The sequence below is a fragment of the Paenibacillus sp. FSL L8-0502 genome (assembly GCF_038593055.1).
Classification (GTDB): domain Bacteria; phylum Bacillota; class Bacilli; order Paenibacillales; family Paenibacillaceae; genus Paenibacillus; species Paenibacillus polymyxa_D.
This window is the reverse complement of sequence record NZ_CP151958.1, coordinates 2575146-2596847: the sequence shown is the minus strand read 5'-3', so window position 1 is coordinate 2596847 and position 21702 is coordinate 2575146. Positions and strand designations below refer to the sequence as shown.

The 21702-nt window shown below is 42.3% G+C and carries 25 protein-coding genes; 8 read left to right on the top strand and 17 right to left on the bottom strand.

Annotated features, from left to right (window positions below; translation table 11 throughout):
• Positions 1–5 precede the first annotated feature (5 nt).
• The 3 genes from NSQ57_RS11585 to NSQ57_RS11575 are packed head-to-tail and all read left to right on the top strand — an operon-like array spanning position 6 to position 2561.
• Positions 6–1214 carry a Ger(x)C family spore germination protein gene (locus tag NSQ57_RS11585; RefSeq protein WP_318628355.1) on the top strand — a complete coding sequence of 403 codons (1209 nt, stop codon included), beginning with the start codon at positions 6–8 and terminating at the stop codon, positions 1212–1214.
• A gap of 6 nt (positions 1215–1220) precedes the next feature.
• A complete protein-coding gene (locus NSQ57_RS11580) occupies positions 1221–1448 on the top strand; it encodes a hypothetical protein (protein ID WP_029515077.1) in 228 nt (75 codons plus the stop codon).
• 12 nt (positions 1449–1460) lie between these two features.
• A complete protein-coding gene (locus NSQ57_RS11575; protein ID WP_340957757.1) occupies positions 1461–2561 on the top strand; it encodes an endospore germination permease in 1101 nt (366 codons plus the stop codon).
• Between the two features lie 55 nt (positions 2562–2616).
• Here the strand turns inward: NSQ57_RS11575 and NSQ57_RS11570 are convergent, their stop codons facing one another.
• Entirely contained in the window at positions 2617–3309 is a 693-nt protein-coding gene (locus tag NSQ57_RS11570; protein ID WP_029515081.1) for a pseudouridine synthase, read from the bottom strand.
• Between the two features lie 115 nt (positions 3310–3424).
• The gene (locus tag NSQ57_RS11565; protein WP_029515083.1) at positions 3425–3622 is read right to left on the bottom strand and encodes a DUF3934 family protein; all 198 of its coding nucleotides are present in this window, start codon (positions 3620–3622) and stop codon (positions 3425–3427) included.
• 202 nt (positions 3623–3824) lie between these two features.
• Between NSQ57_RS11565 and NSQ57_RS11560 the strand changes: the two genes are divergently transcribed.
• Entirely contained in the window at positions 3825–4253 is a 429-nt protein-coding gene (locus tag NSQ57_RS11560; RefSeq protein WP_029515084.1) for a VOC family protein, read from the top strand.
• A gap of 101 nt (positions 4254–4354) precedes the next feature.
• On the opposite strand, the gene NSQ57_RS11555 is transcribed toward NSQ57_RS11560, so the two are convergent.
• On the bottom strand, positions 4355–4726 hold the full coding sequence (locus NSQ57_RS11555; protein WP_029515086.1) for a helix-turn-helix domain-containing protein: 372 nt from the start codon (positions 4724–4726) through the stop codon (positions 4355–4357).
• A gap of 234 nt (positions 4727–4960) precedes the next feature.
• Here NSQ57_RS11555 and NSQ57_RS11550 point away from each other — a divergent pair, with 234 nt between their 5' ends.
• Positions 4961–5536 (top strand): NAD(P)H oxidoreductase, encoded by a 576-nt coding sequence (locus NSQ57_RS11550; RefSeq protein ID WP_029515088.1) that lies wholly within the window; start codon positions 4961–4963, stop codon positions 5534–5536.
• Positions 5537–5698: 162 nt separating this feature from the next.
• On the opposite strand, the gene NSQ57_RS11545 is transcribed toward NSQ57_RS11550, so the two are convergent.
• The 4 genes from NSQ57_RS11545 to NSQ57_RS11530 all read right to left on the bottom strand — a co-directional run bounded on the left by NSQ57_RS11545 (position 5699) and on the right by NSQ57_RS11530 (position 9323).
• Positions 5699–6706, bottom strand: coding sequence for an iron ABC transporter permease (locus NSQ57_RS11545; RefSeq protein ID WP_029515089.1), 1008 nt, complete (start codon positions 6704–6706; stop codon positions 5699–5701).
• Positions 6703–7728: an iron ABC transporter permease gene (locus NSQ57_RS11540; protein ID WP_069011182.1), complete on the bottom strand. Its 1026-nt coding sequence runs from the start codon at positions 7726–7728 to the stop codon at positions 6703–6705. The genes NSQ57_RS11545 and NSQ57_RS11540 overlap by 4 nt, the downstream gene beginning before the upstream one ends.
• Before the next feature lie 33 nt (positions 7729–7761).
• A complete protein-coding gene (locus NSQ57_RS11535) occupies positions 7762–8745 on the bottom strand; it encodes an ABC transporter substrate-binding protein (RefSeq protein WP_069011183.1) in 984 nt (327 codons plus the stop codon).
• 128 nt (positions 8746–8873) lie between these two features.
• On the bottom strand, positions 8874–9323 hold the full coding sequence (locus NSQ57_RS11530) for an Imm63 family immunity protein (RefSeq protein ID WP_029515094.1): 450 nt from the start codon (positions 9321–9323) through the stop codon (positions 8874–8876).
• 86 nt (positions 9324–9409) lie between these two features.
• Between NSQ57_RS11530 and NSQ57_RS11525 the strand changes: the two genes are divergently transcribed.
• Positions 9410–9565 carry a hypothetical protein gene (locus NSQ57_RS11525; RefSeq protein ID WP_245231687.1) on the top strand — a complete coding sequence of 52 codons (156 nt, stop codon included), beginning with the start codon at positions 9410–9412 and terminating at the stop codon, positions 9563–9565.
• Between the two features lie 103 nt (positions 9566–9668).
• Here NSQ57_RS11525 and NSQ57_RS11520 read toward each other — a convergent pair whose 3' ends face one another.
• The 10 genes from NSQ57_RS11520 to NSQ57_RS11475 form a co-directional block, all read right to left on the bottom strand.
• A complete protein-coding gene (locus tag NSQ57_RS11520; protein WP_029515095.1) occupies positions 9669–10589 on the bottom strand; it encodes a phosphotransferase family protein in 921 nt (306 codons plus the stop codon).
• A gap of 196 nt (positions 10590–10785) precedes the next feature.
• Positions 10786–12807, bottom strand: a complete 2022-nt coding sequence (locus NSQ57_RS11515) for an NAD(P)/FAD-dependent oxidoreductase (RefSeq protein WP_029515097.1) — start codon at positions 12805–12807, stop codon at positions 10786–10788.
• A 288-nt stretch (positions 12808–13095) separates the two neighbouring features.
• A complete protein-coding gene (locus NSQ57_RS11510) occupies positions 13096–13626 on the bottom strand; it encodes a hypothetical protein (protein WP_342426049.1) in 531 nt (176 codons plus the stop codon).
• A 141-nt stretch (positions 13627–13767) separates the two neighbouring features.
• On the bottom strand, positions 13768–14643 hold the full coding sequence (aguB, locus tag NSQ57_RS11505; protein WP_342426048.1) for an N-carbamoylputrescine amidase: 876 nt from the start codon (positions 14641–14643) through the stop codon (positions 13768–13770).
• A 29-nt stretch (positions 14644–14672) separates the two neighbouring features.
• Positions 14673–15704, bottom strand: a complete 1032-nt coding sequence (locus tag NSQ57_RS11500) for an agmatine deiminase family protein (RefSeq protein WP_069011185.1) — start codon at positions 15702–15704, stop codon at positions 14673–14675.
• A gap of 118 nt (positions 15705–15822) precedes the next feature.
• A complete protein-coding gene (gene yfcE, locus NSQ57_RS11495; RefSeq protein ID WP_342426047.1) occupies positions 15823–16374 on the bottom strand; it encodes a phosphodiesterase in 552 nt (183 codons plus the stop codon).
• A 352-nt stretch (positions 16375–16726) separates the two neighbouring features.
• Positions 16727–17107 (bottom strand): VOC family protein, encoded by a 381-nt coding sequence (locus tag NSQ57_RS11490; protein WP_069011186.1) that lies wholly within the window; start codon positions 17105–17107, stop codon positions 16727–16729.
• Between the two features lie 231 nt (positions 17108–17338).
• A complete protein-coding gene (locus NSQ57_RS11485; RefSeq protein WP_029515108.1) occupies positions 17339–18754 on the bottom strand; it encodes a glycoside hydrolase family 1 protein in 1416 nt (471 codons plus the stop codon).
• Between the two features lie 211 nt (positions 18755–18965).
• Positions 18966–19574 carry a DUF1349 domain-containing protein gene (locus tag NSQ57_RS11480; protein WP_029515109.1) on the bottom strand — a complete coding sequence of 203 codons (609 nt, stop codon included), beginning with the start codon at positions 19572–19574 and terminating at the stop codon, positions 18966–18968.
• Positions 19575–19609: 35 nt separating this feature from the next.
• The gene (locus tag NSQ57_RS11475) at positions 19610–20518 is read right to left on the bottom strand and encodes an ROK family protein (RefSeq protein WP_342426046.1); all 909 of its coding nucleotides are present in this window, start codon (positions 20516–20518) and stop codon (positions 19610–19612) included.
• A gap of 314 nt (positions 20519–20832) precedes the next feature.
• Between NSQ57_RS11475 and NSQ57_RS11470 the strand changes: the two genes are divergently transcribed.
• Together NSQ57_RS11470 and ybaK are read left to right on the top strand one after the other, a co-directional pair.
• Positions 20833–21168 carry a ribosomal protein L7/L12 gene (locus NSQ57_RS11470; protein WP_069011188.1) on the top strand — a complete coding sequence of 112 codons (336 nt, stop codon included), beginning with the start codon at positions 20833–20835 and terminating at the stop codon, positions 21166–21168.
• A gap of 17 nt (positions 21169–21185) precedes the next feature.
• Positions 21186–21665, top strand: a complete 480-nt coding sequence (ybaK, locus tag NSQ57_RS11465; protein ID WP_342426045.1) for a Cys-tRNA(Pro) deacylase — start codon at positions 21186–21188, stop codon at positions 21663–21665.
• Positions 21666–21702 lie beyond the last annotated feature (37 nt).

The following is a 21702-nucleotide window of genomic DNA, read 5'->3' as shown; positions in this document are numbered from 1 at the left end:
CCATCATGAACTCGTATCGATCCACCATTTTATTACTGTTTATGTGCATCTGGCTAATGGTGTTTCTTACGGGTTGCTGGAACAGTAAGGAATTGAGTGCAATTTCCGTCGTGATGGCTCTGGGCATTGATGCCGTTGATGACCAATATGAAGTCAGTTTACAAGTGGTTGACCCATCGAAAATGTCGCAGAATTCCCCCATGGAACGGACGCCAACGATCGTTTTTTCCAAGCGCGCCGATACCATATTTGAAGCTATTCGAAAATTAACAACGGAATCGTCCCGAAAAATGTATATGTCTCACTTAAAGTTTGTCATTTTTGATGAGAAAACGGCAAAAAAAGGAATCAAGGAGCCGCTGGACTTTCTGTTCCGTGATCATGAAGTTCGACCTGATTTCTATTTGGCCGTTGTCAGAGGAAACTCGGCAAAGGAGGCCGTTACTTTTGTAGCTCCAACCGAGATCTTGCCTGCAATGGATATGTATAAGGCATTAAGGCTTTCTGAAAAAGCATGGGCTCCAACTTCCGCGGTCAATGTGAAAGATATTTTAGAGAAATTTACAGAGGATGGCATTGAACCGGTTCTCACCGGTATTCGACTGACAAACGTAGAAAAAGGTCTAACTATTGATAATGTGACAAAGTCGCCCCAACATGTTAAATATTTTTTTACTGGAGTTGGTGTTTTCAAGGGCGACCGACTTATCAATTGGATGGATGATTCACAAAGTAAAGCCTTTACATATATATCCAACCGTGTTTCCAGCACCGTAGCTTCCATCGATTGTCCGAATTCCAAAGGGAAATTTGTTGTTGAAGTAATCCGTTCCAAAGTAAAGATGCGTCCAGAAATAATAGACCATGAGCCGCACATTTCTCTTATTGTGGATACAGAATCCAATATCGGAACGATCTCGTGCAATGCCAACCCTAAGAATGAAGAGACATTTAGAGATCTTCAAGAATCAGCTAAAGAGCATCTGCAACAGTCTTTGAAGAAAGGCATTTCGCACGCACAACAAATCGGTTCCGATATATTCGGGTTTGGAGAAGCTTTTCACCGCAAGTTCCCACGTGAATGGCATAGATGGAAAGAGGATTGGCCACAAAAATTTCAAACGCTTAAAGTGGATATTCAGCTCAACTATCGTTTAGTCCGGTTCGGAGACATTACCAGTCCAATTGATATGGGAATACACAATCAGGAGTGAATGCATATGCTTTATGTGATTCTCGTAACTTCCATTTTAACATCGTTGTATGAGTTTAAAAAATTTAAGGCGAAACAATATGTGCGTGAAATTGTATTCAGCTCGATATTGTTGATTATAGGCGTTATATTGATTATCCTACGGATCGCCAATATTAAACTGCCGACTCCACTGACGGGCATCCAAATCCTATTTCAACCGATAAGCCGGTTACTTACTGAAATATTATCTTAAGGAGGCATTGGGATGAATTCCAACCTGACCGTTCGACAAGCTATTATGTGGTTTGCATTATATCAAATAGGAAGCGCATATCTGGTACTCCCAGCGGCAATTACCGCTGTCGCTAAACAAGATGCCTGGCTCTCCATTCCAGTCTCCTTAGGTTTCCATCTGTTATTGATACCTTTATATGCCTCCATCGCTAGGCAAATACAGGGGAAATCTTTTGTAGAGCATCTCCGTTGCCTCTTCGGTCCCTTGGGCGGGACGATCAGCATCGTTTTCATTTTTTTGTTTCCCTTTCTTGTGTTCATTATGACACTTCGAAATCTGGGCGACTTTATCACGATAGCTATTATGCCGGAAACTCCCTCCGAAGCGATATATTTCATCATGCTAATAGTCATTTATTTCGCCGTTCGATCAGGCCCTGCTGTAATTGGCCGTTGCGCGGAAATCCTGTTTTTCTTCCTTCTTGCTCTGTATCTTTTGGTCAGGATTACCCTCCTTCCTGATACCAACATAGATAATGTGCTCCCTATTTTCGAGTATGGTTTGAACCCTATCGTTCTCGCTTCGTTCAATTTGTTTGCCTTTCCCTACCTTGAAGCAATTCTGTATCTTTTTTTTGCACAGTACATCCCCGATCCAAAAAAGTGGAGAAAGACAGTGATTACCTCTGCATTGATTAGCGGCGGCATGTATTTTTTCATGGTTCTACAAATAATCGCCGTGATGAGTGAAGGTGTTGTATCTAATTTGACATTTCCCACTTATTTTATTAGCCGAACAATCAGTAACGGGGAGTTTCTTCAACGGTTTGAAATTGTTGTTGCAGTGTTCTGGTTTGTCACCATATTTTTTCGACTCGCACTACTTTTATATGTTTCAGCGCAAGGGCTTGCAGATGCTTTTCGTCTTCGAAGCGCTAACTCTCTCTTAGTTCCTCTGATCCTAATCGCATTGGCAATGGTTCACTCTATTTGGCCAAATATGCAATTTTTAACCAAGTTTTTTTCAGTATGGCCTTTTTACGCCATGATTTTCGGTATCGTGTTTCCTATTGTGCTATGGCTGGTGGGTAAGGTAGGCGGCTCGCTAAAATTTCGTAAAAAGTATCACTAAAGTTGCGTTGGCCGTATGAACATACTGTCCTTCAAATAAACTTTTGTTGTACTCATTATTGCAATTTAGCAAGAAGCAACTCCAGTTCCTCCCTCTCAAGATGTCTCCATTGCCCACGTTCCAGATGATCCAAGGTAATATTCATAATTCGAACACGTTCCAACTTGAGCACCCTGTACCCCAAGGCCTTACACATTCTGCGAATTTGCAAGTTCAGACCCTGCGTCAAAATAATGCGGAACTCGTATTCGCTTGTACGATCAACCTTGCACGGTTTGGTAATAACGTTCAATATTTCAACGCCACAAGACATAGCCTGCGTAAACTCGTTTGTAACAGGTTTGTCTACAGTTACTACATATTCCTTCTCATGACCATGCTCGGAACGCATCATTTGATTGACAATGCTTCCATCGTTGGTTAATAGAATGAGTCCCTCTGACGCTTTGTCCAGCCTGCCAATGGCAAAAATCCGCGAAGGGTAGTTAACATAACTAATAATATTACCAGCAACCTGTTCTGCTGCGGTACAAACAATGCCTATAGGCTTATTCAGAGCCAAATATACAGGTTCACTGGAATTATACGGAATAACTTCCCCATCAATCAGCACGATATCCTGTGGCTCTACTTCCGCGCCCGCTTCACAGACAATGCCATTAATCGTAATTCGTCCTGCTGCAATCAGTCTGTTGGTTTCCCGACGTGAGCAGAATCCTGTCTCACTGATGTACTTGTTAATTCTCACGATTCACCTGCTTCTGATTATAATATGTGAGTTTAAATAAAATAATTAAAAAAACACCTGATTGTTCTTGCTTAATCAGATGTTCGCCGTTTACGACAACTTATACTTTCCCGGCTTATTTGCTACTGTTGCCGCCGTTTTTATTCCTTGTTGGTTTGGCAGTGCCGCCTTTTGTGCCACCTGCCGCTTTGCTTCCCGGTGCGCTTGTAGAAGCGCTTTTTGTCCTTACTGGCTTCGCAGTTTTGTTCCAGCGTGTCCATCCCTTACTACCTGTGCCTCTGCCGGTCCCGCCGCCCTTGCTTTTTCCACCCATATGATCACTCCATTACTAGTCGTTCAGATTTAACTAAGCTATCATACCATTACTTTGAATATAATGCCCATTTGTTTTAAAAATTGAACATGTTAAGCCGCAAATACTTTCGCAAAACGGATCTTTTTGTTAGTTTACAGGTTAATAATGAGATAAGGCCATATAGTATGGAAAAATAATGATTCTTAAAGGAGTGAAACACATGTCTGTTGATGTTTATCTTAACTTTAATGGAAACTGTCGTGAAGCAGCGGAGTTTTACGCAGAGGCATTTGGGACTGAGAAACCACAAATTATGACGTTCGGTGAAGCACCGCCCAATCCTGATTATCCTCTACAAGAAGAAGCCAAAAATCTGGTCATGCACACGCGGCTTCAAATTGATGGTAGTAATGTCATGTTTTCAGACGTTTTTCCTGGTATGCCATTCGTAGCCGGAAACAACATCAGCCTCGCCATCGTCAATAAGGACGAAGAGAAAATTCGATCGTACTTTCATAAATTAAAAGAAGGAGGAACCGTAAACATGGAACTTCAAGAAACATTCTGGAGCAAATGTTACGGTAGCCTTAAAGATAAGTTCGGAATTGAATGGCAATTAAGTTATGATAACGGAATGACCGACAGTTAGTCTGTTATATTACCCTGCGATAGTTAAGCCCTCGCAAGCTATTCTAATTGAATACTTTGTGAGGGCTTAATATCAGCTTAAAGTTACTCTATACAGCAGCCTTAGAATTCTTCCAAAACCTTGAATTTGTCTCCATGAATCTTATCCAGGTGATCCTCTCCCCAGTAGCATAAATGGTCTAGCGCGGGTTTTAATCCCCAGCCGTAGTCCGTTAACTCATACTCTACTTTAGGAGGGATTTCATTATAAACCTTTCGTGTAACGATCTCATCCTTTTCTAGGCCTCTGAGCTGAGTGGTCAGCATTTTTTGTGTAATGCCGGGTATTAACCGACGAAACTCAGACGTTCGTTTCCGTCCTGTCATCAGATGGTAGATAATTAAAGGCTTCCATTTCCCTCCCATCACCTCTAAAGCCGCTTCCACTCCAACTTGATACTTCTTTTGAACCCTATTTTTTGTCTGTTCAGTCATTTCTTAATCCTCCTTTAGAAGGCTTCGTTTGCTCAGAACAACCCATCACTTCAATTCATTACTCAGATCAGTTTCTAGGGAATCTACCTAGGGCACTTCCATGTTCCTATGGCACCTGTATCATCCTATAGAACTTAGAAGTGCGTACTTCCAGATTATTTTCCTACTGTATATAATAGCATCAAGCATTGAGCATTCCTAGAAGTAAGCTATTGAGAAAGGTAGTGAAGAAGCATGAAAGTATTAACCGTTGTTTCACACCCGAGAAAAGATTCCTTGACCTTTAAGGTTGCTGATCGTTTCGTACAGGGTCTTGCCGATGCAGGCCACGATTATGAGATATTAGATTTGCATGGGATTGGTTTTGATCCTATTTTAAAAGGAGTAGATGAACCGGATTTGACAGTTGCGGAACAGTCCTTTTCCCCTGAAGTAGAAATGGAAATAAGGCGGATGAAGGAGCATGATGCATTGGCATTTATTTTTCCACTTTGGTGGTGGAATTTGCCAGCTATGCTGAAGGGTTATATTGACCGTGTATGGAACAATGGGTTTGCGTACGGTTCGAATCACCTGCATCATCAGCATATCTTGTGGCTTGGCTTGGCCGGCGTTTCGAAAGAACAGTTGAAAAAGCGTAACTATGATGAAATGATTACTCATTTGCTGAATGTGGGAATTGCAGATTATTGCGGAGTTTCCAATTCCAAGGTTGAATTCTTAGATGAGACCCTGAGTTCAAATTCCGGTCATTTTGTAATGCTGCTGGATCAAGCTTATCACTTTGGTTTGAATTATGGCAAGGATTAGGCTTTATTTACAATCCCCTCCGACACGAAGGCCGGAAATCTTAACAGAATGCGAGAAAGAATTATCTTTCCGCAAGGAGACCTAAGTAGTAACGCGAAAAAAGACGTTAACCCAGCCATATTTTGCATGGACAGGGGTTAGCGTCTTTTCATTATTCTGCATTTAACTAGCTTTCGACAGCAAGTAAAGGAAATAAGGGGTAACCAGTATGGTGATAATAATTCCGGTTGGAATATCTGCACCAAAGCTTATCGTCCGAGTAAGTGTGTCAGCAATCAAAATGACGAGTGCACCAACTAATGCTGTCGTAGGTAGCAATAGCTTATGATTGGGCCCTACTAGCTTGCGCGCTAGATGGGGACTGACCATGCCTACAAAAAAGAAATTCCCTCCAAGTGCCACGCTACCAGAAGCGAGCGCAACGGCAGCAATCGTCAAGCCGATAAACTCCCTTTTAATTGCTACACCGAGGCCCGATGCTGTCTGATTCCCCAAATTCAACGTATTGAGTGTGTTAGACCTGTAAAAAACGTAAAAACAGATGATAAACACCCACGGGAGCAGCACCATAATATAGCTCCAGTCGTCCCCCCACAGGTCTCCAGCCTGCCATCTCAGAGCAAAGTCATACTGTTGCTTGTCTAGCCGGAGTGTCAACATCAGAGATAATGCGCTGTAGCCACTCCCCATAGCGACACCGGTTAAAATTAGGCCTGTAGGCGAGATGTCTCTTCCCCGCCTGAAAGCAAACATAAAAATCAAGAAAGCTGCCGTGAGGCCGCCTGCAAAAGCTAACCCTGGAAGAAGAATCGGCGATAGCAATCCTTCACTAGCGAACAACGTAATATACATAAGTACAAATAGCCCCGAGCCTGAGCTGATGCCGAGTGTCCCGGGACTGGCCATGTCGTTTTTGAGCAAGCTTTGCATGATACAGCCTGATATCCCCATGCCAATACCTACCAATATAGAAAGCACAATACGTGGCAGTCGAAAGTCAAACACGATCAGGTTCTGTTTGCTCGTTCCTTCGCCCATGATGACCTTGAAAACTTCGAGTGGAGAAAGGTTCATTTTCCCAACATTCATACTGAGTATAGCCACTAACAGCGTCAGCACTACTAACAGTAAAATAATGCTAATACCCCTGCTATTGCGGGACAGCTTCAACTAAACTCCCTCCTTTGCTTGCGCACAAGGTAGAGAAAATAGGGTACGCCCACCAAGGCAAAAATAATGCCAAGGGGTGTTTCGTGAGGGCGATTGATCAGTCGTCCAAGTAAATCCGCTGCCAACAGAAAGACTGCTCCATACAAAGCTGAGGCCGGGATAATATACCGATAATCCGTTCCGACCAGATGGCGCATAATGTGTGGCACGATCAAACCCACGAAGCCAACAGGACCGACCACAATTACCGATAATCCTGTTAGAATTAATACAATTAGGGTTGAAAACAACTTAATCCTATTGGCACGAATACCCAAGCCTGATGCTACATCCTCCCCGAAGCTCAAAATCGTAATTGAGGGAGAAAGCGCGATGGCACAGACCAAACCCACTACAAACAGTGGTGCAATGAAAGCTAGTTCACCCCACTTGGCACTGGCTGTACCACCAGCAGACCAGTAATCAAGGGCTTGGCCAATCTCATACTTAATAGCGATAAACGTACTAAATGCACCAAAAAGCATGGAGATGGACATTCCTGCCAGTACCAGTCGCTGAGGCGTCATGCCTCGCTTGCCTATAGATGCGATGTAATACGTAATGCCCGTAGTGATTGCTGCACCTAGGCAAGAATACAGCATGGTTTCTCCGTAGGTGCGACCAGGCAAAAAGGCCATACATAACGCAATAGCAAATGTCGAGCCTGAGCTTATGCCAATGAGTCCCGAATCCGCTAGTGGATTACGAGTGGTTCCCTGCATAATCGCCCCACACACAGCCAAGCTACACCCTACCATGATATCTGCCACGGTGCGTGGAAACCGCAAGGTGTGAATAATCTGATGTTCCGTAATGTAGGGATCAAACTGAAATATAGCCCCCCACGCCAGCTTCAAGCTCATTTCAGCAGCACCAAAGGTAATGGATGCTGCGGTAACCACCAGAAGCAGGAACACGCCCACGATCATGCAGCCTATAAAATGAAATATTCCTTTTTTATTTGGTTCTTTGTGAGTAGACATCGATTACACCCTTAGTTGGTCAATTATGCATCATTACTTCGTCTGTTCCAGCAATTTGCTAATCATATAATCTAGCTGTCCCGTCATACTAGCAACGTCCGAATAATAGAACAGTCCTGCATATTTCGCTGGAATTTCGATGATATGTCCGTTTTTAACGGCTGGAATGCTGCTCCAGATTTTTGTCTTCGCATATTCGGATTCCTTGCCTTCCTGCTTAAACCAAAGGACATAATCTCCAAAGTATTCAGCAGCTACCTCGTAGGATAAAGAACCACGATTCTCTCCGGAGTTTTTAACCAATGTGTTGAGCTTTTCCGGTTTGTGAAGTCCAAGATAATTGTAAAGCAACGTTCCTCCGCGTGAGCCTGTTTCATAATAAATTCCGTAGGAGCCACTGCCCCAGTCCTCGAAAATGCTAAACGTTTTGTCCTTGAATATGTCGGAATTTAGTTTTTCTTTGGCCTGACTCAGCTTGCTTTCAAACAGTGAAATCACTTTGTCCGCTTCTGCTTCATGTCCTGTGGCCTGACCAAGAAATTTCAAACGTTCTAGGGAGGTCATTTTATCCTCAGGTATCACAAGAACAGGCGCAATTTTAGACAGCTTATCATAATCCTTTGTATCATATGTAATGATAAGATCAGGATCATACTTCATAATTTCCTCAGTTTCCCACTTTTCAATATTGGGGACGTCGCTAAACTTATCGTAAAAAGGCATCGTTTCTTGTTTCCACCCCATGACTGCGGCCGGCTTAATCCCTAGTGTAAATACATCGCCAACATACCAGTTCACGACTACCCGTTGAGGATTAGCGGGCACCTTCACATCTCCTTTTACCGTAGAGACTGTACGTGTATCAGAATCACTGCTTACCTCTTCCTTCGTGGACGACGCGGATTTAGCAGATGAATCAGAGGAGCTGCCAGCATTCCCACAACCTGAAATAACGAAAATCACTACGAATAGTGCACATAAAATCATGTGAAACTTCTTGTTCATCATACGATGCATGTTGCAAATCTCCTTTGAAATATAGTAAGTGCAAAGCATACTTAAAATTAATGATATTGATAATCATTATCACTAATATAAAATTGTAAATTTTACCTCACTGATTGTCAACTGTTTCTTGTTTTGTTTTACTTTAATGGGTTCTCCAGTGTTGCTCTTCTATTCGCTTCATGCCATTCCTGATAGATTCCTCCAATTTCATAAAATGCTTTGTTCATTGAAGTTGTCAGCTCCTTCATGATCTCCTTTGTATATTTTAAATGAGTATTTATGTTATCCACTTTATATTTGCGAAGCAGATTCAGATGGGCAATGATGTGAATTGTATCTTCGATGATCCAATAAATCACATCCTCTTCCTCTTTCGTAAGCTTGTTCAGCATCTGTATGCCTCTTTCATACATTTGGAGCGTATAACCCCGCTTGCTCACTTGCACATACGGACTCAGATCATCATAAAAATCCGTACAGAAAGGTCGTCTTACATATTGCTCATACTGCTCTTCATATATTGAAGTTTGTTCAAGCAGTTTAATCGTCATATCTATGAGTTCTTGTTCGCTATATATTTTTTTCATCAGATTTTCCCTTCCCTCTCTCTACTAAATAAATTCAAGTCATATGGACGAAAGCATCGGCTATTCTATGGGTAGTGGTATCCCTGATGTTCAATGGAACGTACGCGCTCGCAGCTTCAGCAACATCAACGTTTATCGTTACGTTTCAACAAGCAACCTTGGTATACAACGATCACGTAGGCACGATTAGGCCATTGCTGTCCAGGTGGCAGGTCAATCCATTAGTGAAGGTAACAGCGTAAAGGCCTCCTCCGTTTCTGCCAAAGGTTCTACCGTTAAGCTAAAAGTGACGATAATAGAATGCTAAAAATAGACCGTCACTCCCAGGAGCAGCGGTCTTCATATTTACAAGTCGCGGTAACTGGGCAGGTACCATTTCGGTATATAGGATTGAAAGTCATCATATGCCTCCAATACCTCTTCAGCTCGTTGCACCATATCGTCTACCTCTTCTTTGCCAAATGGAATGGCCCAGTGGATCGATGAAAGCTGATTGCTTGCAATATACAGAGCCATTAATCTAAAAAATAAATCAGGTACATTGTTATTAAAATAACCGTGGATTCGGCCCGAAGCGAATAAAGGACTTAATGCTGCACACCAGGTAATTCTATTGAATTCTTCCCAAGGATCACCATAGTCCATTCTATTAAAATCGATGATACCCAGTTCACCAGATGGGGTAACCACCATATTGCCCACATGATAATCCCCATGCTGAAATGTTTGAGGACGATTTTCTAATAGATGACGGTTTTGCTCAATAAAGCTTATGGCTTGATCTGCTCCCTTTAAGAAAATACCGCATGACTTATAGTTTGTAATATACCTGTTGATTTTGCCATTATAATGCTCAGCCCATGGGGCTCGATCTGGCTCTGCATGAATCTCATGCATTTTTTTCAATGCATCTCCCGCTTGAACTCCAAGTTGATACTGTTGTGCTGCAGCTAACGTGGGGATCATCTCTTCAGCATCTTTCCCTTCGATCCAGGTGAACAAGGAATATACAGATTGACCCTCATTACAAAACCCAAATTCAAGCGGCCGGGACATGAACAGATTCTCCACGTGATTCAGCTTTTTTACAGCTTCAAACTCGCGTTTCTTTTTATCATAATGAACCATATCCGCCATTCTTAGCAGCAAGTCTCTACCATCAGTGGTTCGAATATAATATTTTTTGTCACTGGACCAGCCTCTATGAATCTCTTCCACGTTGCTCCACTTGCTGGCACCCGGTATTTCACTAAAGAGTTGATTCACGCTCATCCCCCCACGTTAAAATAGCCTTACTTACTAACTTACTATATGCTTTCCATAGTTTACCTTTGAAATGACAGAGGAATCAATCTTCTTCCAGAAAAAACTCAAATAAAAAAGGCTGAAAAGACAAGCTGTCTCTTCAACCTCAATATTCACTGAGTTGCCATCGTGAACACCCATCACTTATATTATAAAATCAGTAAGAATACGAAAACTCATGTTTAAATTCGTCTACCCGTTGAATGGTTTTGAGAATATTGCGACCTTCACGTGTACCATCAATAATACGACGAGCTTGTTTACTATCCCCAATATTAATAACTTCTACTTGATGTTTTTTACCATATTCGAGCAAGCTGTCCATCAGCGGACTGTATGAACGCATACCCAAGCATACGAATCCAAGATCAAAAGGAATCTCAAACTCCTGTTCTCCATGCTTTACTTTGAAACGGTCGCTACACACTTCTGTCAAAGCTGTTTCCGTATGGACGTTCACTTCCCGCTCCTCTACCATTTTCATCATGGAGATTCGGGTAATCATATCCAGATCTTTACCGAGTAGCGGCATCATCTCAATAATGGAAACCTCTTGTGCTCCACGCTCTGCGTAATATTCGACGACATCCAGTCCCACAGCCCCGCCACCAACTACAGCAATGCGTTTACCTTCAAACTCCTGGAATTTCTCCATGTTGTGCAAAAGATCAAAGATGGAGAACACTTTTGTCCCCGGTTTGCCCAGTTGCTCATGCAAACCTGCAATAGGCGGAAGAAGTGGTATGGCCCCCGTCGCATTGACAATAATATCAGGATTCAGGGCACTAATCATCGCCAAATCGGCTCGGCTCCCTGTTACAATGTTCAGATTGGTTAACTGTTTGGTGCGTTGAATCAGATAATCAGGGAAATCATTGATGCGTGTTTTGTCTGGCAAGCGGGCAATATCACGGGCCAAACCGCCCAACTCTGGTTTCTCCTCAAAGAGGGTTACTTTGCAGCCTACTTCGGCTGCCGTACATGCTGCTTCCATCCCAGCGGTACCCCCACCGATCACAACAACCTGAACATTGTTTTTAACACGTTGTTTCCGGTATTCAGCTTCCTTGAACAGATCCGGATTTACCGTACAGCAAATCGGTTTACTTTTGGAGATACGATGATCGGCACAACCAATGTTGCAAGAGATACATTTTCTAAGCAAATGTTCGTAGCCGTTTTGCACTTTAAGCACCCAGTTCGGTTCTGCAATCAAGCCTCTACCCATTGCCAGAAGATCCGCGTCACCTCTCACCAAAATATCCTGCGCAGCCTGTGGGCTCCGAATATTACCTGAGGTCATCGTTACCTTCCCGAATTTTTCTTTTACCGCTTTGGCCATATATGAGCGCCAACCATCTGGCAGGTTCATCCCGTCAATCTGGAACTGGATGGAATCATTCAGAGCAGCAGAAACATTCAAAATATCTACCTCATCATTAAGATACTCCAATAACTCGAGTGTATCTTCCAGTGTGTTCCCACCTTCTGTGAACTCTTCCGCGCTAAAACGTAAGCAAATAGGGAAGAATGGGCCTACCACTGAACGAATTTCATCAATGACTAATCTGGCAAAACGGGTACGGTTTTCTGCACTGCCGCCAAATTCATCCGTGCGTTTATTATACATCGGCGAAAGAAACTGACTCAGCAAGTAGGAGTGTCCCGCATGAATTTCAACACAGTCAAATCCTGCTCGTTGCGCTCTTCCCGCTGCTTCTCCGTATTTGCGCACAATGGCGTAAATTTCTTCTTTTTGCAAAGGTCTTGGAATCGCTCCGCCCTTTTTAGAAGGAATATTGGAAGAAGATACAGGCTGAATTCCGTTCAGTCGTCCCGCATAAGCTGAAGCACCCGCATGGTTAATTTGTACAGAAACACAAGCTCCATAAGAGTGTAGGGCTTCTGTTAATCTAAACAGTCCGGGAATAAACTGATCGTTATCCATACGCAGCTGGGTTGTTCCGTTTGTACCCATTGGGAAATCCAGACAAACATTTTCTACTGTTATCAAGCCGGTACCACCTTTGGCCCGTTGCACGTAATAGTCAATATGATCCTGAACAAAGCTTCCGTCCATGGCAGCAAAGTTAGTTCCCATTGGGGGCATAACAATCCGATTTTTCAAGGTCATGCGTCGTATGGTTAGAGGTTCAAAGATAGCAGGATAGTGGTTCATTGTTCTTCCTCCTTGCGAGTGTACAAATTTCATGTTCAAGCTTCCATTAAAGCATTCTCATATGTGATTTATTTCACTTTTGGGAATATCGAGATGTTATTGAGTACGATCATTCCTTATGACTTGATTTTATATCATCTAATCCATAAATTCTAATGCTATTTTATGTACTAAATCATAGTTTCAATCTATAGATTAACTGGAGTTATAAATAAAATAAAAAAGGAACAATCCTGTGAGGAATGTCCCTTTGGTGTGGAAAAATCATGCTTATATTCTGGTATCCATCTACCGAGCTGTTCTTTTAAAACCGTTGGGTACACGTACCAAAATCCCTCCCCTAACGTATCTGTCCAGCAGTCCACACATTGTGGTATATCCATTTACTTCGAATAAAGGTGCGTAGGCTGAGGCTTTAGGAGAGGTATTCAGATATTTAAGGAAAAATCCTTCGTCGATGACCTGGGTATCGTAAATATAAGCCTCAATAGATGTATGCCGTTCTGGGTGATGCTCCCCAATATTCATAAACAGACAATGATCACCATGCAAATCAGCTGACCATATTCCATCAATAATCAAGTCTGTTTCTTTCTGTTCCAGCCATTCAAACTGAGTTGGGAACGGGTCGAACTCAGAAGGTCTGAATTGGTGGGTTTCGGTAGCCATTCGTTCACATAAACGCTGAGCAGATAGTGTGTATTCGTCCCACAAGCCCAGAATAGCCATATCTCTTTCATTCGAGTATTCCCACTCTTGATCCTCTTCTGTCGAAGTTGAGAACTGTGCGAGTGATTGGTCTATCCCCTTATGTCTCATTGCTGTTTTCTTTCCTCCTATCCATCACTAGAAGTGCTCCATTCAGAAACCAAAAATCCCCTGCCCGAAAAGCCGGGTGAGTCCAATGAAAGGAAACACCCCGGCTTGACGTCAAGGGAGACTTGTCTATCCGTATCAAGATTATACTTTTAAATCACCATCATAGGTGGCAATCATATTGTACAGTTCAGGACGACGGTCACGGAAAATGCCCCATTCAATCCGTCCTACTTCCAGCTCATCCAGGTCAAATTCAGCAGTAAGCACTTCTTCATCGGTACGACCCGCTTCTGCGATCTTGTTACCTTGATGTCCGGCAATAAAGGATGAACCGTAGAATGTAATACTGGAGTCTTCGTCCGTTTCAGTTCCGATCCGATTGGAAGCTATGACTGGAATCAGGTTGGAAGCCGCATGACCCAGCATGCAAGTCTGCCAGTGAGCCTTGGAATCAATGGCAGAATCCTGCGGTTCCGAGCCAATAGCTGTCGGATAGAACAAAAGTTCTGCGCCCATGAGCGCCATACAGCGGGCCGCCTCAGGATACCATTGGTCCCAGCACACGCCTACCCCAATTTTGGCATAACGTGTATTCCATACTTTAAAACCGGTATCGCCCGGATTAAAATAAAATTTTTCCTCATACCCAGGACCGTCCGGGATGTGGCTTTTGCGGTATTTACCTAACACTTCACCGTCTGCGTCAATGACGGCAAGACTGTTGTAGCGCGCGTAGTTTTTCTTTTCATAGAAGCTGATTGGCAGCACAACCTGTAATTCTTTGGCGATTTTCCTAAAATGGTTAACCGCTTTGTTGTGCTCCAGCTCAGTGGCATATGAATAATAATCAGACTTTTCCTTCTGGCAGAAATATGGAGTCTCGAACAACTCCTGTAGCAAAATAATTTGTGCGCCCTGCGCAGCCGCTTCACGTACTAACTTCTCTGCTTTACTAATATTTTCTTCGATATTGGTAGAACAGCTCATTTGAGTTGCTGCAACTTTTACTTTTCTCACTTTAGTCCTCCTTTTAGATGTTGTATCGTTCAACGCTTTACAGCAGGCATCTGCTGGGTCGTACAGTGCACGTTACCGCCTTCACGGATGACCGCCATACCGTCTACAGTACGAATGGTGCGATCTGGGAATACATTTGCCAGCACTTGCTCAGCTGCAAGATCACTCTCAGCGGCAGTGCCGCCGAACACTGGCAAAATAATACCGCCATTCACAAAATAGAAGTTAATATAACTCAGTGTCAATCGGCTGTCTTCATAATCCACACGCGGCGGCTGACCGATTCGAATCACTTCCAGCTTACGGCCTTTGGCATCCGTTGCTTGCTCCAGAATGCGCAGGTTTTCCTGCGTGATTTCGTAATTTTCATCCTCAGGATCATCACACACTTGCATAATGACCTTGCCAGGAGCTGCAAAACAAGCAATATTGTCCACATGACCGTCTGTTTCGTCGCCACTAAGACCACGTTTTAGCCATATTATCTTCTCGGCACCTGTATACTCACATACATGCCGTTCAATTTCTTCTCTGCTTAATTCCGGATTTCGGTTGGAATTGAGCAAACACTCTTCGGTTGTAATCAGTGTGCCTTCGCCATCTACGTGCAGTGAGCCGCCTTCCATCACAACCGGTGCATCAAACCGTGGAACTCCAAGTTTGTCCAAAATTTGCGGTGCAACCTGGTCATCCAGGTCCCATGGGGCGTATTTGCCACCCCAGGCGTTAAACTTCCAGTTAACACCTGCCAACTGACCATGCTCGTCTGTGAGAAAAGTAGGGCCGTTATCACGCAGCCACGCATCGCTGTGCTCAATCGACAGCAGTTCTACCCGTTCCCCAAGTTCAAGCGCCTTAACGCTCTCCAAATCTTCCGGATTTACGACCACAGTAACTGGTTCAAATTCCGCCATGGCGCGTACAATTCCGGCATAGCCCTTGCATACATCAGCATGCATATCCGGGTAAACCATTGAAGATTTTACAGGCCAAGAAATATACGTGCGTTCATGTGGCGCCCATTCAGGCGGCATCTTATAATGTGAATCCTTAATTTGCATGTATTGAAGCTCTCTTTCTTTTTCATAATGTAGACTCCGCTCCTATCATACAATAATATGATCTTTGTCTCAATCGAAGCGGAAAACTTTCAATAATTTACATTCACATTGGAGTAAATTACTTTGAAAATGTGATTGCTTTCACTGTATTCCCATCAAAATCCTTCACAGTGAATTGTGCCCCCTCCAACACACCGTAAGAGGATGGATAGTTTTCTTTTGGCAGCGAGATCGAACCGGGGTTCAGTATAAAGATCCCATTTTCCACATCCGCTACCGGAATATGAGTATGTCCCTGGATAAACACATCTCCCGCTTCTAGTGGTGGTAAATTTCCGATACTAAAGCCATGTCCGTGCGTGACATAGATTCTCCGTCCTTCATGGTATAGCAAAGCATAATCACCCATCATAGGAAACTCCAGCAGCATCTGATCCACCTCTGCATCGCAATTTCCGCGCACAGAAACCGTAATATGGGACTTGTGCTTATTCAGCAGTGCGGCGACTTCTGCCGGATTATACCCTTCTGGTAACGGATTACGTGGTCCGTGGTACATATAATCTCCGAGCAGGACAAGACGATCGGCTTTCTCCTCCCTGAACTTTTCCAGTGCCAATTGCAACCAATGCAGTGAGCCGTGAATATCTGATATAAACATCAATTTCATAATTATTCTTTCCTTTCTGAATAGGCTGAAAATATTCTACTTAAGCACATTATTGCATTATTCCCTAAACAAATCTGTGCAAAAATGTTCTTTCGTTTGGTCATACTCTTTTTAAGACAATAAACTACAGCTCCGAGTGAGCTGTAGTTTATTGTTATTCCTTTTATATTTGTACTTATCATCTTCGGTGATTTTACGGGTGACCTTGCAAGGGTTTTCAACCGCAATCACACCAGAAGGCACATTACCACCGATCCATCCTCGCTTCGCTTATTTAGATACAGAAGTCAGATTTCTTTTAAAGCTTCATTGTAGGATTCCACATGCTCACTCTTCAGAACTGAAAAGCTACTCACATTGAAATTTCCACTAAATTACCTTCTGGATCTTTAATTACGCTTTCATAATAGCCGTCACCTGTCAATCTTGGCTGACCCACTACTTCATATCCTGCAAGCATGAGCTGCTCTGTCTTTTCATTCACCAGTGCTTTACTTCCAACGGAAAATGCCACATGAGCCCAGCCCGTAATATTGATCTGTGGAGAATGATCTACTCCCGTTTTGCGCATAACTTCTAACCTTGCTCCATCCTCAAAAGTGATAAAATAGGACTCAAACCCTTTTGTCGCATTATAATATTTATCATTAGATTTCCCATCAAAGTATTGCTCGTAAAAACTCTTCATCTTTTCTAAGTCTCTCACCCAGATCGCTACATGCTCAATCTTCATTATTTTCCTCCTTCTGTAGCCCTCATCATTAAAAATCATTAATTTATACTGGACTCTATTTTCTGTATAGTTATTATTATCGTTTTAATAAGTCTTAATATATATTAGTAATTAATTTTTGTCCAATTCTAACACCCCTAAAAAATTAGCAACCGCTTCGTAAAAGAAAAAAAGCGGTCGCTATCTATAAGCCTTCATTTATATATAATTAATCACTGGATTATTTATAAATTAACGTTTCAAGCTTTCACCATTCGTAGCAATAACTTCTTTATACCAATGGAACGATTTCTTCGGATATCTTTCAAGTGTACCGCTGCCATCATCGTGACGATCTACGTAAATGTAGCCATAACGTTTCTTAAGCTGAGCGGTCGATGCGCTGACAAGGTCAATACATCCCCAAGACGTATAGCCCAAAACCTCTACTCCGTCCTCAATAGCTTCTCCAACTTGAACCAAATGATCATTCAGGTAGTTGATCCGGTAGTCATCTTCAACCGTTTTTTCGCCTTTTTCATTTGTAATCAGTTCATCAACGGCGCCCAGACCATTTTCAACGATGAATAGTGGTTTTTGGAAGCGATCATAGAACGTGTTCAGGACATAACGTAAACCTTGCGGATCAATTTGCCAGCCCCACTCACTTGCCTCAAGATGCGGATTGATGACACCACCAAGGATATTACCTTCACCTTTGACTTTTTTAGCTTCGTCAGCTGTCTCACAAGTACTCATATAATAGCTGAACGAGATAAAATCAACGGTATGTTTCAAATCTTCGGCATCACTTGGTTCAAAGTGAATAGTAATTCCGTTTTCTTTAAAGAAACGTTTCATGTAACCTGGGTATTGACCTCTTGCGTGAATATCGGCAAATGCCATGTTTCTGTGATCAAATTCCATCGCAGCAATGACATCGTCTGGATTTGGTGTCAGCGGATAAGTAGGCATACTCAGCACCATACAGCCAATTTTGAAATCAGGGTTGATCTGATGACCGATTTTTACCGCTCTTGCACTCGCTACAAGCTCATGGTGAATAGCTTGATAAAGATCTTGCTCACTAAGTTGATCTTTTGGTGTGCTAATTCCTCCACTCATGAATGGTGCTTCAAGAATGGAGTTGATTTCATTGAAAGTCAACCAGTATTTAACTTTATCTTTGTAGCGATTAAATACAGTTGTAGCATAGCGCTCATAAAAATCAACAAGCTTACGGTTTACCCAACCATCGTATTCTCTGGACAAATGTAAAGGTGTTTCATAGTGAGATAGTGTAACGAGTGGCTCAATTCCATATTTGTGAAGTTCATCAAACAAATCATCATAAAATTGCAAGCCTTTTTCGTTAGGCTCCAGTTCGTCACCTTTAGGGAAAATACGTGACCATGCGATAGAAGTACGGAATACTTTGAAACCCATTTCCGCGAAGAGTTTGATATCTTCTTTATAATGATGATAAAAATCAATACCGATCAATTTCATGTTATCTTCTGTGGGTACATCCGTAACGGGCCCCCAACCACCACGAGGAGTTACATCCTGAATGGACCAGCCTTTTCCATCTTCTTGATAAGCGCCTTCGAGCTGATTAGCAGCAACTGCTCCGCCCCACAGGAAATCTTTTGGAAACTGTGTACTCATATTTTCTCCGCCTTTGCTGATGTTTTTATTAACTAGGATAGAAACACGTTACCTCTATGCTAATGTGTTATAAAGTACTTCTAATTGAATCTTAAGGTTTGTAACGCGTTTCATGTCAAGTTTTATTTTAAAAACATCCAGAGCTTATCATAGTATTATCTCCAATAATTACTCCCATATTTATAACTCTTCTATATATTGAGTAAAATGACTATTCTTCAAATGGCGGATCTACATGAATATCTCTATCTGGTTCAGTACTTACCCAGCGTGTAAAGATAACCTGAAATCCGGCTCGAGTCGGCGCGCAGGCAAAAGGACCTGCCTGTTGTCCCGTTTCATAAGGAAAACGTGCTACACGTACAGTGCGCCAGCTTTGATTTTCGGTTCGGGCTCTAATGATAACCGCATCCTGTAGTTGTGAAGCACGGATCGTGACATTTTTCCCTACCCAATCGGGTACAGGAGCTAATGACCAATCGGAATAGCCATCTGTGACTACGACTGCCAGCTGAGGAATTCCGTCATTTAATTCGATTCCGGCTTTAATCCACTTTTGTTGTCCTTGATACAGCATTATACCGGCCTGATCGTAAAGCTCCGTAAATGAGCCTAATTGAAACGTGACTTCGATGGCAGAGCCTTCTTCCCAGTCTGTAAGCAGGGAATGTCCGCTACTGCGTTCAAACCCATACAAAGTTTTTTCCCAGTAGTCGCTTCCTTCTCTGGTTTCAACTTTAAGGAACTGGTCTTCTTCTATGGATGATACAGGATGATTAGTCCATGTCCCTGTAGTCCATGCAATCGATTTTTGATTCATTAATCTCATCCTCTCATGCTTTATTGAACGATGCCCTATTTCCTTTTCTCCACCAATTGCAAATTGTACGTCAGACTTTCAAGGGTCACTGAAATCAACCCAAACATGTATTCATCATGAGTATCGTTTTTCACAAAAATTTCGGGCATATGTTCTTTGGGTACATCTTTTAGACAGCCGTTATAAATATCGTCCAACAGATTCGGCTTGGATAACTCTCCAGTCAAAGCGATAGATACAGGGTCTATAATTGCAATAATGGAAGTTATCGTTTGGATCGCCAGAGGAACAAATCCCTCTGTGCTATTTAACTGTTTAAGCTGTTCCTCTCTTGTTAAATCAAAAGGTAAGAAGGAAACTTCCCCCGCAAATTTGGTATTTCCTTTTAACATATGTCCATCGACAATAAAACCCGCTCCGGGGAAATTGTCTTTTGGAAACGTAACAATAGCAAAGGTTTTATCCTCATCATAATTCTGCATGTTATAAAATCCGTAGACTGTTAAATGCATATCATTTTCAATGGTAACTTCTAATCCGTATTTATCTTGAAGCTGTGGACCTACAGGGACTCCTATGAGCAGGTCGAGATCACAAACATCGATAATTCCTTGATGAACAACCCCGGGGATGCCAATTCCAATGGCTTTGACGTTTCCATAGTTATTAATCAGCTCTCCAATTTTGGTTTCTATGACCTCATAATCAATATGAGGCACAATGGAAGTATTCTCGATGATGATATCACCAAGCAAATTAGCAACAGCATAAGTAAGAGAATGTATACCGCCTTCCGTTTTCACATTTAAACAGATAATATAAGAATAATCAGCGTTATATTTGTAACGTCTAGCCGGACGTCCGCCGTTCGACTCTTCCAATTCCGTCTCTAATACTTCCCCGGTTTGAAGAAGCTCATTCAGAATATTTCCGCAGGTTGCCACACTAAGACCTGTGATACTGGCTATCGATGACTTGGTTGCATATTCCTTGGATTTCAGTGTGTTTTTAACTAACTCTACATTAATTTGTTTAACCCGAATGGTGTTATTGGAGACTGGTTGTATTTGAATACACTCCTTTTCCAGTATTTATTAAAAGGTTTATAATAAGTTGTAATATAACGCTCTGCCTGTAAAAAGTCAATTTGTACGCCTTTTCCTCTTCTCCTCTATCATCATGCTATACTATAAATAAGAAATAAATTTTTAGTGCAGCATTTCTGCGTTGAAAGTCACTTAAATAGGGGGGAATTCTGTTGTCAGCTATTGAGTATATAGCAATCATCGCATTGCTCCTCTCCGTCATACTTTTAATTAAGGTCTACAGCCTTCAATCTCGGCTTAATGACTTGAAATCCGACGTGGAGCGTCTAGAAAATCGTTCAGGAATACAAGGAACATCGCTGTCAGGCACCATCCCTGCCTCTCCTCCACATATTCTAGATGCAGGAGCTTCAGAAGATATCAATGAAAGGTTGCTCCTGCTCATTAGGGAAGGAAAAAAGATTCAAGCCATAAAAGAACTGAGAACGGCTAAGGATCTTTCCCTTAAGGATGCAAAGGATTATGTGGATCACTTGGAAAAACTCTAAAGAAAGGAAGAAATAAGATGAGTGCCAGCAAAACAAACGCCATGCGCATATTGGACGGGCAACATATACAATACAATATTTTGAGTTATGATCATCAAGATGGAAAAATAGACGGTATGAATGTGGCTGAGAAAATCGATAGAGCCCCGGAGATAGTTTTCAAAACTTTGGTTGCACACAGCAAACAAAATCTGTTTGTTTTTGTAATTCCTGTACATAAAGAGCTTGATCTCAAAAAAGCAGCCAAATCCGCGGGAGAGAAAAAAATTGAAATGCTTCCAGTTAAGGATTTGCAAAAGTTTACGGGATATATTCGCGGTGGCTGCTCCCCCATTGGAATGAAAAAGCTCTGCCCCACTTTTATCGACCAGCCTGCATTGGAACTGGAAGCCATCGTTGTAAGCGGTGGGAAAATTGGGACCCAACTGGAGTTAAGTCCGCACGATTTAGCTCAAATCATTCAGGCTCAGTTTACAGATCTAACGCATACAGCATAAAACTCACTACATGATCATAAAATCTTTATGCGTATTT

Bases quoted from the DNA above. Each gene is read 5' to 3' on its own strand.
- NSQ57_RS11585 (WP_318628355.1), top strand. From the start codon at position 6: ATGAACTCGTATCGATCCACCATTTTATTACTGTTTATGTGCATCTGG.
- NSQ57_RS11580 (WP_029515077.1), top strand. From the start codon at position 1,221: ATGCTTTATGTGATTCTCGTAACTTCCATTTTAACATCGTTGTATGAG.
- NSQ57_RS11575 (WP_340957757.1), top strand. From the start codon at position 1,461: ATGAATTCCAACCTGACCGTTCGACAAGCTATTATGTGGTTTGCATTA.
- NSQ57_RS11565 (WP_029515083.1), bottom strand. From the start codon at position 3,622: ATGGGTGGAAAAAGCAAGGGCGGCGGGACCGGCAGAGGCACAGGTAGT.
- NSQ57_RS11560 (WP_029515084.1), top strand. From the start codon at position 3,825: ATGTCTGTTGATGTTTATCTTAACTTTAATGGAAACTGTCGTGAAGCA.
- NSQ57_RS11555 (WP_029515086.1), bottom strand. From the start codon at position 4,726: ATGACTGAACAGACAAAAAATAGGGTTCAAAAGAAGTATCAAGTTGGA.
- NSQ57_RS11550 (WP_029515088.1), top strand. From the start codon at position 4,961: ATGAAAGTATTAACCGTTGTTTCACACCCGAGAAAAGATTCCTTGACC.
- NSQ57_RS11540 (WP_069011182.1), bottom strand. From the start codon at position 7,728: ATGTCTACTCACAAAGAACCAAATAAAAAAGGAATATTTCATTTTATA.
- NSQ57_RS11535 (WP_069011183.1), bottom strand. From the start codon at position 8,745: ATGCATCGTATGATGAACAAGAAGTTTCACATGATTTTATGTGCACTA.
- NSQ57_RS11530 (WP_029515094.1), bottom strand. From the start codon at position 9,323: ATGAAAAAAATATATAGCGAACAAGAACTCATAGATATGACGATTAAA.
- NSQ57_RS11525 (WP_245231687.1), top strand. From the start codon at position 9,410: ATGTTCAATGGAACGTACGCGCTCGCAGCTTCAGCAACATCAACGTTT.
- NSQ57_RS11515 (WP_029515097.1), bottom strand. From the start codon at position 12,807: ATGAACCACTATCCTGCTATCTTTGAACCTCTAACCATACGACGCATG.
- NSQ57_RS11510 (WP_342426049.1), bottom strand. From the start codon at position 13,626: ATGAGACATAAGGGGATAGACCAATCACTCGCACAGTTCTCAACTTCG.
- NSQ57_RS11500 (WP_069011185.1), bottom strand. From the start codon at position 15,704: ATGCAAATTAAGGATTCACATTATAAGATGCCGCCTGAATGGGCGCCA.
- yfcE (WP_342426047.1), bottom strand. From the start codon at position 16,374: ATGAAATTGATGTTTATATCAGATATTCACGGCTCACTGCATTGGTTG.
- NSQ57_RS11490 (WP_069011186.1), bottom strand. From the start codon at position 17,107: ATGAAGATTGAGCATGTAGCGATCTGGGTGAGAGACTTAGAAAAGATG.
- NSQ57_RS11485 (WP_029515108.1), bottom strand. From the start codon at position 18,754: ATGAGTACACAGTTTCCAAAAGATTTCCTGTGGGGCGGAGCAGTTGCT.
- NSQ57_RS11480 (WP_029515109.1), bottom strand. From the start codon at position 19,574: ATGAATCAAAAATCGATTGCATGGACTACAGGGACATGGACTAATCAT.
- ybaK (WP_342426045.1), top strand. From the start codon at position 21,186: ATGAGTGCCAGCAAAACAAACGCCATGCGCATATTGGACGGGCAACAT.